General features: G+C 38.8%; 14 protein-coding genes. 13 read left to right on the forward strand and 1 reads right to left on the reverse strand.

The genetic code is table 11. The annotated features are described in order from the left end of the window. Positions 1–96: 96 nt before the first annotated feature. The 12 genes from G592_RS0109860 (at position 97) to G592_RS0109915 (ending at position 15,556) form a co-directional block, all read left to right on the forward strand. Entirely contained in the window at positions 97–990 is an 894-nt protein-coding gene (locus G592_RS0109860; RefSeq protein ID WP_028247679.1) for a class C sortase, read from the forward strand. Then, on the forward strand, positions 971–1,849 hold the full coding sequence (locus G592_RS0109865) for a class C sortase (protein ID WP_028247680.1): 879 nt from the start codon (positions 971–973) through the stop codon (positions 1,847–1,849). The genes G592_RS0109860 and G592_RS0109865 overlap by 20 nt, the downstream gene beginning before the upstream one ends. Positions 1,850–1,864: 15 nt before the next feature. Further along, positions 1,865–2,701 carry a hypothetical protein gene (locus G592_RS0109870; protein ID WP_028247681.1) on the forward strand — a complete coding sequence of 279 codons (837 nt, stop codon included), beginning with the start codon at positions 1,865–1,867 and terminating at the stop codon, positions 2,699–2,701. Positions 2,702–3,015: 314 nt separating this feature from the next. Further along, positions 3,016–6,843, forward strand: coding sequence for a DUF7604 domain-containing protein (locus G592_RS0109875; protein WP_028247682.1), 3,828 nt, complete (start codon positions 3,016–3,018; stop codon positions 6,841–6,843). Between the two features lie 29 nt (positions 6,844–6,872). Further along, positions 6,873–8,249 (forward strand): SpaA isopeptide-forming pilin-related protein, encoded by a 1,377-nt coding sequence (locus tag G592_RS0109880; RefSeq protein ID WP_028247683.1) that lies wholly within the window; start codon positions 6,873–6,875, stop codon positions 8,247–8,249. Positions 8,250–8,403: 154 nt separating this feature from the next. After that, a complete protein-coding gene (locus tag G592_RS0109885) occupies positions 8,404–9,426 on the forward strand; it encodes a hypothetical protein (protein WP_155942190.1) in 1,023 nt (340 codons plus the stop codon). A gap of 25 nt (positions 9,427–9,451) precedes the next feature. Next, the gene (locus G592_RS0109890) at positions 9,452–9,967 is read left to right on the forward strand and encodes a hypothetical protein (RefSeq protein WP_028247685.1); all 516 of its coding nucleotides are present in this window, start codon (positions 9,452–9,454) and stop codon (positions 9,965–9,967) included. Positions 9,968–9,978: 11 nt separating this feature from the next. Beyond that, positions 9,979–10,704, forward strand: a complete 726-nt coding sequence (locus G592_RS0109895; RefSeq protein ID WP_028247686.1) for a hypothetical protein — start codon at positions 9,979–9,981, stop codon at positions 10,702–10,704. Between the two features lie 14 nt (positions 10,705–10,718). Next, positions 10,719–11,531, forward strand: coding sequence for a hypothetical protein (locus G592_RS0109900; protein ID WP_028247687.1), 813 nt, complete (start codon positions 10,719–10,721; stop codon positions 11,529–11,531). Between the two features lie 6 nt (positions 11,532–11,537). Beyond that, positions 11,538–12,536, forward strand: a complete 999-nt coding sequence (locus tag G592_RS0109905) for a hypothetical protein (protein ID WP_028247688.1) — start codon at positions 11,538–11,540, stop codon at positions 12,534–12,536. 63 nt (positions 12,537–12,599) lie between these two features. Beyond that, positions 12,600–13,838: a class B sortase gene (gene srtB / locus G592_RS17065; RefSeq protein WP_051194862.1), complete on the forward strand. Its 1,239-nt coding sequence runs from the start codon at positions 12,600–12,602 to the stop codon at positions 13,836–13,838. A gap of 71 nt (positions 13,839–13,909) precedes the next feature. Beyond that, complete coding sequence (locus G592_RS0109915) at positions 13,910–15,556, forward strand: hypothetical protein (protein ID WP_028247690.1); 1,647 nt, start codon at positions 13,910–13,912, stop codon at positions 15,554–15,556. 63 nt (positions 15,557–15,619) lie between these two features. Here the strand turns inward: G592_RS0109915 and G592_RS0109920 are convergent, their stop codons facing one another. Continuing rightward, positions 15,620–16,213: a hypothetical protein gene (locus G592_RS0109920; RefSeq protein WP_028247691.1), complete on the reverse strand. Its 594-nt coding sequence runs from the start codon at positions 16,211–16,213 to the stop codon at positions 15,620–15,622. 190 nt (positions 16,214–16,403) lie between these two features. On the opposite strand from G592_RS0109920, the gene G592_RS16200 reads away from it, so the two are divergent. Then, a complete protein-coding gene (locus tag G592_RS16200; RefSeq protein ID WP_051194863.1) occupies positions 16,404–18,041 on the forward strand; it encodes a VanW family protein in 1,638 nt (545 codons plus the stop codon).

Consider the following 18,041-nt stretch of genomic DNA (forward strand, 5'->3'; position numbering starts at 1 on the left):
TTATATAGGAAATGAATGCTTGCATTCACTTTTCTAATAAAATTTATTTGGTGAATAATTCAGTTAACTAAAATATCAAGGAGAGGTCAGGTGAAGATGAAGACTTTTTTTGCTAAGTATTTCAAATTAATCTGTATTGGAGCTTTAATGATAGCTGGCTTGTCCTTGCTGTTTTATCCTCTGGTGGCAAACATATGGAATAATCATGTGCAGGCCACACTGGTAAATAATTACACAGAGGCAGTATCTACAGCGATTGAATCAGGAGCCATTAATACTGAGGGAGAGCTTGAAAAAGCATATCAGTATAATGAGGACCTGCTTCCAAGTATCCTGCCGGATTCCTTTGCAGAAGCAGAGGCTAATGGTACGGATGAAAGATATATGAGCATCCTTAATGCAAATGGAGATGGAATAATGGGATATATTCAGGTCCCTGCTATAAATATTAAGCTTCCAGTATTCCATACTACAAACGAGGATGTATTACAGATAGGTGTTGGACATCTTGAAGGTTCGTCCCTTCCAGTTGGTGGACCTAGTACACATTCTGTACTATCCGCTCACAGAGGTTTGCCAAGTGCCACACTTTTCACTGATTTGGATAAGCTTCAGATAGGAGATGATTTCTTCCTGATTATCATGGATGAATATTATGCCTATGAAGTAGATTCTATTAATGTTGTTGAGCCAGATGACACTTCACTTTTAGCAGTGGAGGATGGACAGGATTTATGTACACTTATTACCTGTACGCCTTATGGTGTTAACACTCAGCGTCTGATGGTCAGAGGACACAGGGTTGAGTACACACCTGAGCTTTTGGAAGATGCCAGAACGCCAGCATTTGGAGCAGTTAGTCTCCATACCAATTACCTCCTTTGGGTAATCTTGGGATTATTAACAGTAGCAGCTTTTATTTTGATATTGTACCTTTACGATAAGCACAGTAATAAGAGGGCTGAAGAAGTTGAAACAAAGGATATTTAAAGGATTAATATTCATATTGTTTGTTGTGGGATTTGGATTATTAGCATATCCTACCATTTCCAATGAATGGAACAACTATGTCCAAAGTCGACTCATAAATAATTATGAGAACTCTATCACAGAGATGACTCAGGAGGATTATTCAGCTCAATGGGCAGCAGCCAGAGCTTTCAATGAAGGTATTGTAGAAAATGCCATAGGTACAGATGCATTTAAGACAGGTGCAGATGGAAATGACGCCACTGCTACAGAAGCATTTAAGGATTCAGAATACTATTCTGTATTAAATTTAAATGGTGACGGAATAATGGGCTATCTGTCCATTCCAAAGATAAATCTGAAATTACCTATCATGCATGGTACTTTTGATGAGTACATACAGAAGGCATTAGGTCATCTTAATGGTACAGCACTTCCTATAGGCGGTCCTGGAACCCATTCAGTTATTGTAGGTCACAGAGGTTTGCCAAATGCAGAGCTCTTTACCAATATAGACCAGCTTGAAGCTGGAGATAAATTTTACATCCATGTTTTGGATGAAACTTTAGCCTATGAAGTGGATGAAATATATCCAATGATTGAGGCGGAAGACATAGATACTCTTGCAGAAGCCATGAAGGTGGAGCCAGGAAAAGATCATGTCACTTTATTTACATGTACACCTTATGGTGTAAACACACACAGACTTCTTGTGCGAGGAACCAGGGTTGAATACCTTGGTGAGGACGCAGTGCCTACAGGTGCGGAGGCTGTTGTGGAGACAGTAAAGGATTATTATTTGATTTTTGGTATAGCAGGATTTGTTATTGCCATTATAATCATTGCAATTATTAGAAATATTTTTAAAAGGAAACAATAAGGGAGCAATAATATCATGAAGTTTTTTGATATTAAGAAGAATATGGTGGCTTTTGCCCTTGCAGCAGTTGTGGCTGTAGGTTGTGCTGATGCAATTGACGTTCATGCTGCAGAGCCTGTTAACACAAATGCAACAGTTAACATTACCGCTCAGGTTGGTAAGGATGATGCATCTGTCTTTGCAAAAAGCTATACCGGAACAGTTGATATTAATTTGTATAAGATAGCAGTCATTGATGAGACAGGTAAGCCACAGCTTTCAGATTCATATCAGAATTGCGGAATTGATATTACAGTCCTTAATAACAGCCCAAAGGTTGCTGATATCGAAAAGAATATAGTAGAGCCAGCTGTTCAGGCAGTAAACGGTAAGCAGCCTGATGCAGTTATTACAGCATCAAGAAAAGATGGTTCTATTTCAGGCAAGGTTTCTATAGCCAGTGGAGCAGGTGTTTACCTTTACATTCCACAGCCTGTTTCAGATGAGAAATATAAGTATAATTTTGTGCCATATATTATCTTTGCCCCAACAAGTGATTATGTTGTTAGCGGTGTTGCAGGCGCAGATGAGACATGGAAATACGATGTTAGCTTTATTATTAAGCCACAGGAGACACCGATAATAGTGGAGCAGCCTCCTCATGATCCAACAACACCTCACGAAGATGAAATAGTAGAGTGGGGCGAGGAGATTATCGAGATGGAGTCGCCTCTTGTGCCATTGGCAGGACCAAAGACAGGAGATTCACTCATTCCAATGATTCTTTGTGGATTAGCACTTTTATTTGGATTAGGATTAATCGCTTGGTATTTTAGCCTTGTAGCTGGAAATAAAAAAGTAGTAGAAGAATAGAGATATAGGACCGGTCAATATGACCGGTCTTTTATTTTGCTGTGTTTGCTGGATTATAATACACACCTGTGGCGCAAATGCCTATAAAATTATCTGCTCTTTTTATTCACATTCTCTTCACAAATTGTATATTGAATCTGAAAACTTCTTGCCACTTTCAGAAAACTCATGCCAGTTCACAGATTTGTCACATAACAAGTGGTATTCTACCATTACATAAATTATTTCGTATAACACAATTACATGACATACCGTACGAAACAATTTTTCAAATGTGTTGGTTCAGTGGTTTGGTTTTAGTGAGGAAGAATTATATGAAAAGAAAAGCTTTATTCAATAGAATTATCTCATTAAGCATCGTAGCAGTTCTGTTTCTGACTTCTTCAGCATCTGCTTTTGCAGACGTTGAGGGAGAGGGGGCTCCAGCAGTTGAAGAAACTGTGGAGACATCAGGAGAGGCTGCTATTTCTGATGTACCAGCTGCTGAAGAGACACCAGCTTCTGTAGAGAACAAGGAAGCGGTGACACCGGAGGGGGCTGAAACACCAGAGGTGACCACAATACCAGATGAAGGTACTCCTACTTCAATCGGAGAGAAGATTGGAGAGGTGGTGGACAAGGTTGTGGATGCCATAACAGGTGATTCTAAAAATCCTGAAGATCCAGATGACAAATCTGCTGACGAAGACAAAAAGGATAAGGATGATGAAAAGTCAGAAGATGAGGAAGACGAGGATGAAGAGAAGGATAAGGATGCCAAGGAAGAACCTGAACATGACCTAATCTACACTCCAAACGGTGATGGTACTCATACAGTAAAGTGCAGCGAATGCGATATGGAAGAGTACATAGAGTCATGTGAGTTTGATGAGAGTGGAAAATGTATCCACTGCGGATTCCAAAGGCTTCCAGATCCAATTCTTACTTACGAAGATGAAGAAGTAATCGTAACAGTAAGAGGCGCCGTTCCTGATAATGCTGACCTTAAGGTTACTCCAATTAAGAAGGAGGTTGAAGAGACTAAGGAAGCATATGATCAGGTAGCTAATAAGATTTTTGCAAACACTGAAATTGATACCTTTGGTTCTATTGGATTTTTAGCATATGATATTTGCTTTATAGATATGGAAACTAATCAGGAGGTTGAACCTAGTGGTGATGTAACCGTATCGATGGAATATAAAAAGCAAGTAAATCCTTTAGGAGATGAGAATAGAGAAAAAATTAAAAATGTGGATGTCTCTCTGGTTCATATTAAGCAGGAAGATGCAGCGATTGAGAACATTTCTGAAGAAGACAAAGCAGTCCTTGAATTGGACAGTGACAAAAATATTAAGAAAGCAGAATTTACAAATGACTCATTTTCACCTTATGTTTTTGTGTTTACAGGAACATATAATTCAGAAAAGATAAATATTTATTTTAATAGTATTAATAAAGATGGTGATAACCTTGTCACTTTACAGGAAGACTCAAATAATTTCGAAATCACCAGAGAAAATGGCAGGATAGATAATGTTGACCAGTTTAAAGACAATCTGGATGGCTATAGGTTTGTATCTGCCGGATATATGGTAGATGGTGAAATGATAGAGTTTGATAACTTCAGATATCGATTTGATGAAGAAGTTCAATCCGGTTGGTTTAGCACAAGAAGGTACTATTATCCATATGTAGCATTATATAAGGGTGATGAGAAAGTAGTTGATTGGATTAAGTTTACAAACCAACAAATAATTGTGTACATGTTTTACGAGAAGGATGTGACCTTAAGTATTTCAAAAATAGCAACAGGTCCACCTGCATCTGATACAGAAACTCTATATGAGTTTGGAATTACTGACCAAAATGGACAACCAGTAACAGATATATCTTATAAAAATGGAAACAGTACCAGAAGACTTGATAGCGAAGGAAAGTTTTCACTTAAGGCAGGAGAAACAGCAGACTTCTCTACATTCCCAGATGGTGATTATAAAATTACCGAGCTTAGAGTTATAGGAACTGGCGAGGATGGCTATAAGATAAACGATTTTAAAACAAAAATCTTTATTGGTAGTGAGCAGGCAGCCGAATATGCTCCTGAGAGTATTGCTACGAGGGAAGCGAATTTCTCAGTAGAGGAACCTAAGCTTACAGATATAAAGATTAAGAATTATTACTATACAAAAATAACAGAGTCCCAAAAAGAAGCAATTGCTTCAAAATTCGTTACATATTATCAAAATACTGATGATTATCAAGTTCAACTGAAGTTTAAGGGACCTGAATTAGTAAAAAAGGAAACAAGCTACGAAAAGGAGAGTCAGAATTCTATAAAAGCCAAAGATGTTCACGTAATATTTGCTGTGGATCGTTCAGCATCTATGGCTGATAACAATCGTGCAGATCACATGCAGCAGGCATCTAAGATAATGGCAGAAATCATTAAAACTAAGAATAACGTAAATGCTCAATGGAAAATAGTTGATTTTGGAGGAATAGTAACAAGTTCCGATTCATGGCTATCAACTGACCAGTTTTATAACATAGTTAAGGTTGATTCCGGTCCTAATGCATTTAATTGGTCATATCCATCAAATGATAGTGTAAATCATTCAGGAAGAACAAATTACGAGGAAGCATTGGATTCAATACAGACAATAATAGCAAATGATACCAGTGACGCTCAAAAGATTGTGATTTTCTTAACTGATGGATTACCAACAGCTTATAGAGGTGGTGGCCAGAGTGGAGAGTTTTATTCATATGCATATGAAAGAGCACTTGAAGCGGCAGAAAAAGTCGGTGGTGATGCTTTCTATTCAATAGGATTAGATTTTAGCACAACAACATATAGATACAATGGAACTCCTAGAAGTGCCGAATGGTTTCTGACAAATATGACTAATACTACAAACGCAACCGTTAAAAAGACATCTACGGTTAGAGGTGATAAATTAGTTGATTTGTTCAGAAATATGGCAGGTGTGATTTCTACAGATGAAACAGGAGATGAAATAGAGACAGTTGTTGCTTATCACGCAGAAGATGTATTGATTACAGATCCGCTTAGTGATTATGTTGACATTGAGGATGGAACTAAAATTGCTATTGGTATTCGAGATGAGAATGTAGCAGTAACGGAAGAGGATCCAAATGCGAACGAGCTTAAAACTCTTGGAAGGGGCACATGGAGAAACGGAATAGTTGATAAGAATAGTGGAATCACAAATAATCATGATGATACATCTATAAATATTGCTGAATACGATATATATGAAACAGATGATAATGGCGTAAGTCATACATACACAGTATCAGCATATTACGACAAGGATTCCAGAAGTATCAAAATGACTTATCCAGATGGATATGAACTTCCGCCTAACTATTCATTTACAGTGTCCTTTAAGGTTGTTCCAAGTGAAACTGCTTATGCGGAATACTTCGACAACCTCCAAAATAATAGACCGTTATATAACAAGGTGGGAGATCCATTCACTGATAATTTAACTATACCGGAGGAACAGTGGACATCATCTTTGAAAGAGGGATTCTATTCAAATGGAGATGCCAAGGCTTCATATGAGTTCTGTGGAAATCATATGGATGATGACTTCCCTCATCCTGTAATACAAGTTCACTTAAAGACAGTTTGGAAGGTATATAAAACAGACGGTGATGGTGAAACAGGAAAACGACTTGCAGATGCCGAATTTACTATACAGGAAGATGGACGTAATGCCATTACAGGTAAAAGCAAAACAGAGGACGATAAGCAAGGACTGATTGAATGGGATGGAGAGGTTGTAGCAGGAAAAACATATATTCTTACAGAGAAAACTGCTCCATTTGGTTATGCAAAGAGTGATGTGAAATGGAAAATAACATTGGATGGGGATAATAAGCCAACTGTTATTCCTTGCACATACAATGCAGAAGGGGAATTGGTAGAAGAAGCAGAGTATAAGGTGACACCTAACAGAGTAGGAAATATTGTTACCTATGAGTTCTACTTCAAGAATATTCAAACCTACAATTTACCAGAAACTGGTGGAAACGGAATTTACAGAACGACATTATATGGAATTGTATTAATGCTGGCTTCAGTATTCCTTTTCTATAAAAACAAAAGAAAAACAAAGGTTACATGTAAATAGGGTGGTTCATCACAGAAGGAGGTAAATCTATGAGTAACGTAAAAAGGTTTTTAGTATTGCTTATGTCATTAGTAATGGTGCTAGGAATGACATTAACAGTATCAGCTGAGGGCGATACCACTCCACCAGGAGCAACTATCATAATTGAAGGCGCTGATGGTGCAGAATTAGCATATGCTCAGGTAATTAAGGCAGATCCTACAAAGGAAACAGGATGGACAATCGTATCTGGATACGAAAGCTTATTTGCTGGATTTCTTCCTGCTGGAAAGACAGGGGAACAGGAAATGATTAAGGGTTGGATTGCAGCCTCAGACGAGAATGGTGGAAATGAGAATTCGAGACTGGAAAATCTTGGTTCTGTAGGAACAACTACAGTGATTACTGGAACTTCTATTACTAATGCACAAGCAGGTTTATACGTAATCAAGGCACAGGATTCAGAGAACGCAACAATTAAGCATACATATAGCACAGTACTTGTTTATGTCAGCCTTGCTGATGCAAAAGAAGGTAAAGAGGTAAAAGCAGTAATAAAGAAAACACCTTATAAAGTTGATAAGACATATGGCGAAGGCAATAAATATGTAGCAATTGGTGATCAGGTAGGATATACAATTAAAGCCACAGTTCCATATAAGCCAGCAGGTGGCTCAGCAGAGCTCGTTGTTACAGATAAGCTAACAGGTGGAGAGTTTGTAGAATCTACAATTGAAGTAAAGATTGGTGAAGACATTATAACACCTGATAGCATTACTATAAGTGACGACAAAACAGAAATGGAAATCGTTCTTACAGAGGTATTAATTAATGATGTTACTGTAGCTAACGAAAACGCAAATAAAGAAGTAGTTATCACATATAAGGCAGTTGTTACTGGTACTGCAATTGAGAATGAAGCTACTGTAAATAATAATCCAGAGACAACAAAAGTTAAGTCATATACAGGAACACTTCAGATTACAAAGATAGACGCTACTACAGAGGAAAAATTAGATGGTGCAGAATTCGTAATTGTAAATGGCAGTAAGTACGCAATTCTCGAAACAGTTGATGGTGTAAAGCAACTTGCAGACTGGACAACAAATATTGATGATGCTACAAAGCTTTTAACAAATGATGAAGGTGTAGATTCAGCAGTTGGATTTGACAAGGATGTTATTTATTCATTCCACGAAGTAACAGCTCCAGATGGATATTCACTTAACACAACAGATGAAGATGTTACATGGAGTGGCGAAGATGATGCATTATTAGGAACAGCAACAATGGGTAATACAACACTTTCAACACTTCCTTACACTGGTGGTAAGGGTACAGCAGCTTTCACAGGCTTCGGTGTACTTTTAATGAGCGTTGCAGCAGGTTTGTATTATGCAAACAAGAAAAATAAATCAGTTAAGTAAGTAGAATAGTGTGGGCCCCCGTCACAAATGAAGTGTGTCGGGGCACCCACTACATTATCAGGAAGAGGATATTGATTCAGTATCTTGTTCCAGGTGATGTAAATCGGAGGATAGTAATAATGTTAAGGCCTAGTGGCTTGGAAGGGAGTCGCCAGTGATTAAAGTTAGTTTAAGAAGAAAAGGTCTAATAGGAATAAGCATGGCGCTAGTGTTATGTATTCTGGGAGTGGGAGTGCATACCATTAGAGCTGCTTCAGCAGTGGATACAGATGCCAATGTAACTATTACTGCTGAGGTTGATACTACTTCTGCATTGGCCATGAATTATACAGGCAAAATTACTATTGATTTGTATAAGATAGCCAGCATGGATGTCACTGGTGATGTTAAGACTTTGGAGGATGGATTTAAAAACTCAGGAATTAATCTTTCAATTCTTAAAGATAATCCTACCGTTGCCACTGTTGAAGAATCAATCGTAAACAAGGCATTAGCCGTTGTGGATGGAGTTACTCCAACAGCAACAATCACAATTGACAGAAGAACAGGTCAAAGTAGTGGATATGTTTCTATTCCTAAGGGTGCAGGCCTTTACTTATATGTACCATCAGCTGAGGACAGAAGATACTTATATGAATTTACATCATATGTACTCTTTGCTCCTACAAGCCAGTACATCACACCAAGAGATAATTATGAAGCAGATGAGGGAATGCCTTTAGATGAATGGAAATATGATGTTAAATTTGGACTTAAGTCAAATCAGGTGCCAAAGCTGGGAACACTGATTATTGAAAAGAAGTTGGATGATTACAACGAAAGTTTAGCAGCAGCATCATTTGTATATAAGGTAAAAGCTCAGATTGATGAAAAAGTAGTATTTGATGATGTTGTTACTATAGAGTTTGAAAGTGCTGGGACACAACAGATAGAGCTTGAAATACCAGCAACAGCCACAGTTACTGTAGAAGAGGTATATACAGGTGCAAGTTACGAATTAGCATCAAATAAGGTAGTGAATGATTTAGTAATCGAAGCTGGTGGCGAGTCTACAGCGAGATTCGAAAACAGATACGATGAAGAAAAAATGATTTCAGGCGGTATAAGTGCTGTGAATACATTTGTGAAACGAGACGGTGAATATGTGCATGTGGGTATGGATGATATTCCACAATAGTATTGAGAGAGCGAGGTAACTAACTATGAAAACAAAATGGTTATATTTAGTTGCTGCAGTAGCATTAGTAATTAGTATATCTGCAGTAAAGCCTGCTTTAGCATACTTCACAGCAACAAGGACTGTAGAGGGAACCACCAAAGCATTAGAGATTGGCGATGTTCCACCGGAACTGGATGAAGATGTTGTGGAAATGACAAAGATGATTACAATCACCAACAATGGTCATTATCCAATTTTTGTAAGAGCGATGGCCATTTCTCCAGACAATTGGCAGGTGAATTTCAATCCAGAAGATGGATGGATACAGGAAGGTGATTATTATTACTACACAAAGCCACTTGCTCCTGAAGAGTCAACTGCAACACAGTTGAAATTGGATATTGTTCCAAAGCAGGTGGATCAGGAATACGATGTTCCAGACAGCTTTAACGTAGTAATTGTTCAGGAAGCAACAAAGGTTATTTACGACGATGCAGGCAATCCTATTCCTGATGATTGGGCAAACGCAATTAGCAATAGTATCAATGTTGGAAGATAGGAGGGAATAATATGAAAAAATTTTATAAGAACCCTCTGGTGCTTTTAACATTGGGATTGCTGGTAATTGGAGCCAGCACAGTGGGAGCCACGAGAGCCGCAATGATTTCCCAGTCAGAAGCTGACAGAGTAAATTTTAAAACAGCTACCTTTGACGTGGAAATTACAGGAGATGTTGATAATGGTCAGATTCAATTCAAAGAGATTGATGAAGACGAGTCAATAAAAATTGGAAAGCTTTATAAAGAAAATATTTCGGTGAAAAATACTTCTGGCGGAAACTACGATGAATATATTAGAGTGGTTGTACGAAAGAGCTGGAAGAGTGAGTCAGAGGATGGTGAATACAGAAAGAATCTTTCACTAACTCCTGCACTTATTGAAATTGAGGTTGAACCAGGCTGGTACATTAATGATGATGAATCAACTGACGAACAGACAGTGTACTACAGACTTACACCAGTAGCTCAGAATGAAGAGGTTCCTTTTATTTCAGGAATTAGGGTAAATGATAAAGTTATAAGGGAAGTTCAGCATGGTGGAACATCTACAACAATCACCAATGAATATTCTTATAATGGCGCATGTATGGATATTTCTATTCAGGCAGATGCAGTTCAGACAAACAGTGGAAGAGATGCTATAAGCGCTGCCTGGGGTATTAAAGATTCATTTGCAGGTATAGACGTATCAACAGGAAACAAATCAACAGTCAACTTTGTTATTGAAGACGAATAAGAAAGGGGCAAGCGATGAAAAAGAGAATAATGAATTTAGTCCTTGCTCTGGCTCTGACAGTAGTAGGACTGGCAGGACAAAATATTACAACAGAGGCAAAGACACATACAACCAGTTGGCCAGTCACATACGACGGAAATAAAGTTACATCAAAGTTTTCTGAAAATGTGACTAATGCAACCATGTCTGCAGTAATGCCTGGTGATACAGTCATTTATGAGATTGATTACAGCACATCAGTTGATGCGGATTTCTATCTCAATGCAGATATTATTAATTCTCTTGAGGAAAGAGATGCAAATGATAACGAGTCATACGAGGCTACAGAAGGTGCTTATACTTATATCATTAAAAATGGTGATCAGGTTATCTGTGACAGTGAATTAATCGGTGTTTCTGACGAAGCGGATCTTATTAAAGGTCTTAAGCAGGTGGACGGTGGGGATAAGTTTTTCGAACTTGGACGTCTTCCAGCAGGTGGAAGTGGAAAAGTAACTATTTCAATTACTCTCGATGGAAACTCTCAGGACAATTCATATATGTACAAACTGGCCACTCTCGATATTAAGATTGGCGCACAGGCAGCCCCTAAAAACGTTGTTAATCACAAGCCTGGAGCTTCAAGGAAAGTTGTTTATACTGTACCTGGTGGAACGGAAATTGTGTCAATCACAGATCCTGACACACCACTTGCAGTGGTTAGAAATAATCCACAGACAGGAGATATGATTGCTCCTATCTTAGTATGTACAACAGGACTGATATTGGGATTTCTTATAATTGCCATTTATTTTTCTATAGTTTTCAAGCAAAGAAGCAGGAGGTAGTCTGATATGAAAAGGATCAATAAACTTACAAGCCTGCTTTTAGCAACGCTTATAGTGCTTACTGGTGTAATGTCTCTATCGACAGTAGCACATGCAGAATATCTTTATACCATCAGAGTTTATTTAGGTGGTATGGGGGATGAGGGAGCATCATTTAAAGATAGCAGTGCCAGCTATATTGATTTCAAAAAAGAGGCTGGTGAGCGATTCGAATTTGACCCTCATGAAGGAGTTATTATTTCTTCAACAGATGCCAAATATAAGGTTATTGGTGCTAGAAAAAGTGGTGATAACAAGTGTGAAAGCACTATAGATATTGCAGCAGTTACACAGGATGAGACATATGTTATCGCCTATGGTGTTTATAAAACTATTCCTTATACAGCAGTGTTTGTGGATGAGAATGGTAATGCCATAGTCGATGCAAATGGTAATCCTGCTACTGATGAAACATATTACGGTATTGACCATACCCAGTTCTATGTTCCATATAAGGAAATTGAAGGATATTATCCTATTAACGGGGAGCGATATAAAGCAGTTACTCTTTCAGAAGCCGGGGAAGTTATTAGATTCGTATATACGAATCGCCCAGGTGATACATACTCAACCTCATATGGTGCAGATTCTGTAACCTATTCAACTGTTGTAGGTGATCCGACATATACATATCAGACCATCCCTGGAATGCCTGTAGAAGAAGTTGGCATAACAGATAACAGAGCACCAGCTGGTGGAGGTAATGCAGCAGGTGGAGAGGCAGCAGGAGAAGCCGGTGGAGCAGATGACACTACTACAATTGGTGAGGCGGATGTTCCATTAGGAGGAGATACTGCTCCTACAAATATCCCAGAACCTGAAAATCCAAAGGGAAAGGATGAACAGGCATTATTCACAATGTATATCCGTTATCTTATTATCATTGCTGTAATCGGCCTGTTGATTGCATTTATAACAATTATTGGAACAATCAAGGTTAATTACGATAAGAACCACAGAAATTAACACAAAACACTAATTAGGGGCGACTTAATAGTCGTCCCTTTTAAAGTGTGGTAGAATTTAATTATGGGAAAATTACTTAGAGTATTGGGGAATTGTATAATCATTTTGGTTATTGCAGCATGTCTGCCACTGGCTATTCCAAGGGCAATGGGAATGCAGGAATATAACGTCATTACAGGGTCAATGACTCCTGAAATACCAATAGGGTCTATAGTGTACGTTAAGCCTGTTGATTTTAATTCGCTGTCAGTGGGGGATATTATTGCCTTTGATGTGGGAGCAAGTGTGGTTACCCATAGAATAGTTGAGGTAGACGCTGAAAAAAATACACTGACTACAAAGGGAGATGCAAATCCGGCTAACGATTTCATGCCTGTGTCATATACTAATGTCAGAGGAAAAGTTGTTGCCCATTATCCTTTTATAGGAAATGTGGCTGCAATTATTTCAGAGACTACAGGTAAGATAGGGGCCTTTATCGTCCTTATTGTTGGTGTGCTTCTTTCAAATATTGGTGAGAAGAAGAAAAAGACTGATGATGAAGAAATCAAAAAGGGCATTAATCCTACAATAATACTTATCACAGGTCTTGTAATTGTGTTTGGCTCTGTAGGTGGATTTATCTATATTTACATGGGATACCAGAAGTCCAACGATTTATATGATTCGTTAGAGCAGACCTACGTTACAAAAGCTGACAATCAGGTGCAGCAGGTGCCATGGCAGGAGATGATAGATGTGGACATTGCTGCTTTGCAGAACATTAATCCTGATGTGGCTGGCTGGATTTATATAGAAGGAACAGACATCAGTTATCCAATAATGTTTTCTGGTGATGACGAAAAATATCTTCGCACCACTATAGATAAAGAATACGCTACAGCTGGCAGTATTTTTTTAGAGGGATATAATCTGAAAGATTTTAGTGACAGTCACAATATAATATACGGTCACAACATGAGAAATCTTTCCATGTTTGGAAAATTGAGATACTACAAGTCAGAGGAAAATTTCTATGACGAGCACAAATATTTCCAGATTATCACTCCAACTGGAAAGATGAGATATGAAATCTTTTCTTATTTTGATACAGAACCAGCTTCATGGGTTTACACCGTTCCGTATTATGATAATCCAGAGTTTCAGGAGTATATTAACAATTTAAATAAGCATTCTTATAGGAAGCTTTCAATTGCTGAAAACGTTACTTCTGCAGACAAAGTTATTACCCTTTCTACCTGTTCTGCCCAGGAAATGAGATTTACTCTACACGGTTATTTAATTGATGAAAATTTGTACTAAAGTTTTATTTATAACTACCGATAATCATGATAACGAAATTGTAGTGAGGTTATTCGGTAGGAGATTAGTACATGGGTAAGAAAGTTATTAAGGTGTTAAAAGGTGTTGCGATTACAGGCTCAGCAGCCGCAGGGGTATCAGTTTTAGGAGATGCAAATTTGGCATATGCTCAGAGCCTGGAAGAAAATGTTGTAGAGCAGACATTAGAAGAAACAGTTGTTGAAACAACTTTGGAAGTTCAGACAGAACTTAATCAGTTCAACACATACACTTATGAAACTGTTGAGAGTGCTGAGGAAGCAATCGCTGAGGCTGAGGTTCAGATTACAGAGACAGAGGCTGAAAAAGCAGAAGCAGTGGCTGAGATGGAATCTGTACAGCAGGAAATCGATTTATCAGTTGAAGAGCAGGCATCAGTTCAGAGCCAGCTTGACACAGCTGTAAATGAAAAGGCTACTCTTCAGCAGGAGATGGCTGACAGAAAAGAGGCGTACGAGGAAGCAGGATATGCAACTGCAGGACTTGATGAGCAGCAGGTAGTTGTAGATGAGAAAATAATAGAAGAAACAGCTGTAAGAACTCAGCTTGATGAGGCAAACAAGGATCTTACAGTGGATAATTACTATAAGAATCAGGGCCGTGTGTTAGCAAAAGACATGATTCTTTACAAGCTGATTCTCACAGGGGAAGTTAGCGCAGAGGATGCAGACAAGGTTGTTTTCGGTGAGAACTTCAATCACGACTACGTAGGAAAGCACTACTGTGTTAAGTATGTAAAAATAATTGATGGCGAGCCAGTATATATCGAGAGATATTTCGATTATGTAACCTGCGATGAGGAAGGAAATTCTTTATATCAGGGACTTGTTGAGAATGAAAATGATTCATCAATTGTTGCAGGAATTAACGTAGTTGAAAAGACTCCTACATATAAGGTATGGAAAGAGGATTCACATAAGGTTTCTACTTACGACAAAAATGTGACTGGAATGATTAAGAACCAGAAAGTATTTGGATACACTTTCCATGCAGCACAGCGCGATGAGCAGGCAGGATGGTACGCTGAGGAAGGCCAGCAGGCAAAGGGAGTTGAATGGTACACTCAGAAGCAGTATCAGCAGGATGCAGCTAATCGTAATGAATATAAAGATTTTGTGGAAACAGCTACAACTACAATTTCCACTCTTGATGAGAAAATTGCAGAGCTTACAGCTACACTTTCTAATATTACAAATCAAATCAATTACCTTTGTGAAGATATTGAAGATATTCAGGTCGAAATCCAGGAATATGATAATAAAATAAAGTATTTAAAGGACAAGGTGGATGCTCTTGGTGACAGAATCCAGGAGATTATGGCAGGACAGCAGGCTCAGCAGGTAAAGAACGATGTGACAACACCAGTGGCAGCTACAAGAACTATTGAGGAGGCTGCAGTTCCAGCATATGTTCAGACAATCCAGCCTGTTCAGGCTATCCAACCTGTTCAGACAATCCAGCCTATTCAGTCTATACAGGAAGTTCAGGTTCCACTTGCAGTAGTGGATGTTGAGATGGAGGATGATGTAGTAGAGACTGTTACAATCCAGGAACAGGAAGTAGCAATGGCAGGAGAAAATACAAGACATATGGCTGTCTGGAATGGCTCTACACTTCCATTACTTGGCGCTATAGCTGGATTTATCGGTATCACAAAAGTAAAGAGAAATGAAAACTAATATAAGTAGATAAAATAATATGACCAGCTCCCAGGATTGATAATCTAAGGGGCTGGTCATTTTCTATGAAATCTTTTCTAATATTGAATTCTTAAAGTATAAAGAGCTTTGCTCCACCTGATTCTTCAGTAAATCAAGCTTTGCATCCATTTCTTTTTGCTTATAGCACTTTGCAAGCAATGTGTAGGATTCGCTTATATCAGTGCCAGTTCCTACAGCAAATTCTAAAACTGTGATAACATCATCGATTCTGTCTGCCTCAAAAAGTGCCTCAGCATATTTGTTAAGGAGAACAGTAGCTCTGTCGTAGTCATCGCCGATTTTACTCATAGTTTCATAATTTGGCCCTCCATAGGTAAGCTTCAGGTCTGTATTTGTGACTCTTGTAAGGTTAAGAAGCTTATGAGTAGACAATTCTTTTAATTCATTTTCTATGGCAATAACTTCCTCGTCATTACTAAAATTTAATGGAAATTTCTCTATTGGAATGGTAATATATCTTAGATTAGATATATCTTTTGCAGGGGTTATATTTGCCTGACGTTCTTTTTCCCAGAATTCAGCTTCCTCCTGCTCACGTTTAGCATTCAAATGATGCAGGCGGATAGATAAAAGAACTAAAAATAAAAGGATAAACGGTAAAAGAGGAAAGCCCATAGCGGTCACTCCTTTGCTTATAGAAGTTAACGAGGTACGAATATGAAACGCAGTAAAAAACATCAGATTATAGCAAGCATCGTATTAGTGGTAGTAGTGCTTAGTATGCTTATCACCACAATCGCAGCTGCATTTATAATTTAATTCTAGTTTTTGTAAAATATAAAGTCAATTACGAGGCGTTATTGTTATGAAAAAAAAGTTAATATCATTACTACTGGCATCTTCAATTATTGCGGTATCCCCTGTCACAGCCTACGCTGATGAGGTGTCCGACGAAGAGCTTGCAAACGAAGAGGCAGAAGCTATTGAAGAAGAGGTAGTCACAGACAACAGAATCATCCCAAATGGTATCAGTATCGGCGGTACAGACGTATCAGGTAAGACTGTTACAGAAGCTGAGGATGTAGTTAATAATTATTTTGCAGATTACGACAGCAAAGTCTTTACACTTTCAGCCAATGGCCAGACTTTCACAGCTACAGGAAAGGACCTTTGCATTGGAGCAAAGAATCCAGAGGTTGTTGAAAAGGCAGCTACTTACGGTTCTACAGGAAATTTCGCAGAGAGATTTAAAGCCAGCAAGGATTTAGAGGATGGCAGAGGAAAGGATTTCCCTCTCTCTTTAGGAGCAGATGAAAAGGGCATAGAGTTCTATTTAAATGGAGCATCAGCTCAGGTTAATGATGTCGCCAGCGACGATTATCTTACACGTGAGAATGGTCAGTTTGTTTTCCATGAAGGTAAGGCTGGTGTTGTTGTTCAGATTCCTGAGTCAGCGGCGCTTTTAGAGAATTATATCGAGAACGACTGGGATGGCAGTGATGCCACAGTTGAACTTGTCACTGAGGTTAAGGAGCCTAGGGGAAGCAAGGAAGAGCTTGCTGAGATTAAGGATTTACTTGGCTCATTCACTACAGACTACAGCTCATCATCCAAGGCCAGAAAAAATAACGTGGCCAACGGTGTTGGTTTTATAGATGGAACCATTCTTTACCCGGGAGACGAGTTCTCAGTACTTAACTGCATCACACCATTCACAGCTGAAAATGGATATATGCTTGCAGGTTCTTATGAGAACGGCACTACAGTAGAGACATACGGCGGTGGTATCTGCCAGGTATCTACCACTCTTTACGGAGCAGTTCGTGAGGCTGAGCTTGGAATCGTTACAAGAAGCTCACATTCAATGATTGTTACTTATGTAAAGCCTTCTCAGGATGCAGCTATTTCAGAGTCTGGTGGTAAGGATTTCCAGATTGTAAACAACAAAAACTATCCTATATATATAGAAGGTTACTGTGATGGCAGCAATGCCTACTTCAATATCTACGGCAAGGAAGAGGATGACCCAGGTCACTCAGTTGCCTATGAGACAGAAGTTACAGGTGTAAATGTTCAGAACACTACATGGGTAGGCGACCCTAATGTACCACTTGGCAAGATGACTACTACAGTTGGCGGCCACACAGGTTACACAGCACGCCTTTGGAAGATTGTTTATGAGAACGGCCAGGAAGTTAGCCGCGACGTATACAATAACAGTAAATACAATCCTTCAAACAGAACAGTTACTGTAGGTCTTGCATCAGAGGATCCAAACCTTTCATATGCAATGCTTCAGGCAATTGCCACACAGGATGTAAATATAATTGCAAACGCCATTGCGACTTACGCACCAGGTGTTGCAAATTCCACACCATTTATTATTACACCAAAGTATCAGGTGACAAATGCACAGCCAGCTGCTGATGCTGCAGCACCAGCCACTGATACAACTGCAGCCCCAGACGCTAATACAGCACCAGCTGCAGCACCTGCAAACTAG

It is taken from the genome of Pseudobutyrivibrio ruminis CF1b, from assembly GCF_000424005.1.
Classification (GTDB): domain Bacteria; phylum Bacillota; class Clostridia; order Lachnospirales; family Lachnospiraceae; genus Pseudobutyrivibrio; species Pseudobutyrivibrio ruminis_C.

Excerpts from the sequence above, each read along its gene's own strand:
- G592_RS0109880 (WP_028247683.1), top strand. The coding sequence starts at position 6,873 with ATGAGTAACGTAAAAAGGTTTTTAGTATTGCTTATGTCATTAGTAATG.
- G592_RS0109870 (WP_028247681.1), top strand. The coding sequence starts at position 1,865 with ATGAAGTTTTTTGATATTAAGAAGAATATGGTGGCTTTTGCCCTTGCA.
- G592_RS0109905 (WP_028247688.1), top strand. The coding sequence starts at position 11,538 with ATGAAAAGGATCAATAAACTTACAAGCCTGCTTTTAGCAACGCTTATA.
- G592_RS16200 (WP_051194863.1), top strand. The coding sequence starts at position 16,404 with ATGAAAAAAAAGTTAATATCATTACTACTGGCATCTTCAATTATTGCG.
- G592_RS0109875 (WP_028247682.1), top strand. The coding sequence starts at position 3,016 with ATGAAAAGAAAAGCTTTATTCAATAGAATTATCTCATTAAGCATCGTA.
- G592_RS0109860 (WP_028247679.1), top strand. The coding sequence starts at position 97 with ATGAAGACTTTTTTTGCTAAGTATTTCAAATTAATCTGTATTGGAGCT.
- G592_RS0109920 (WP_028247691.1), bottom strand. The coding sequence starts at position 16,213 with ATGGGCTTTCCTCTTTTACCGTTTATCCTTTTATTTTTAGTTCTTTTA.
- G592_RS0109890 (WP_028247685.1), top strand. The coding sequence starts at position 9,452 with ATGAAAACAAAATGGTTATATTTAGTTGCTGCAGTAGCATTAGTAATT.
- G592_RS0109915 (WP_028247690.1), top strand. The coding sequence starts at position 13,910 with ATGGGTAAGAAAGTTATTAAGGTGTTAAAAGGTGTTGCGATTACAGGC.
- G592_RS0109895 (WP_028247686.1), top strand. The coding sequence starts at position 9,979 with ATGAAAAAATTTTATAAGAACCCTCTGGTGCTTTTAACATTGGGATTG.
- srtB (WP_051194862.1), top strand. The coding sequence starts at position 12,600 with ATGGGAAAATTACTTAGAGTATTGGGGAATTGTATAATCATTTTGGTT.
- G592_RS0109900 (WP_028247687.1), top strand. The coding sequence starts at position 10,719 with ATGAAAAAGAGAATAATGAATTTAGTCCTTGCTCTGGCTCTGACAGTA.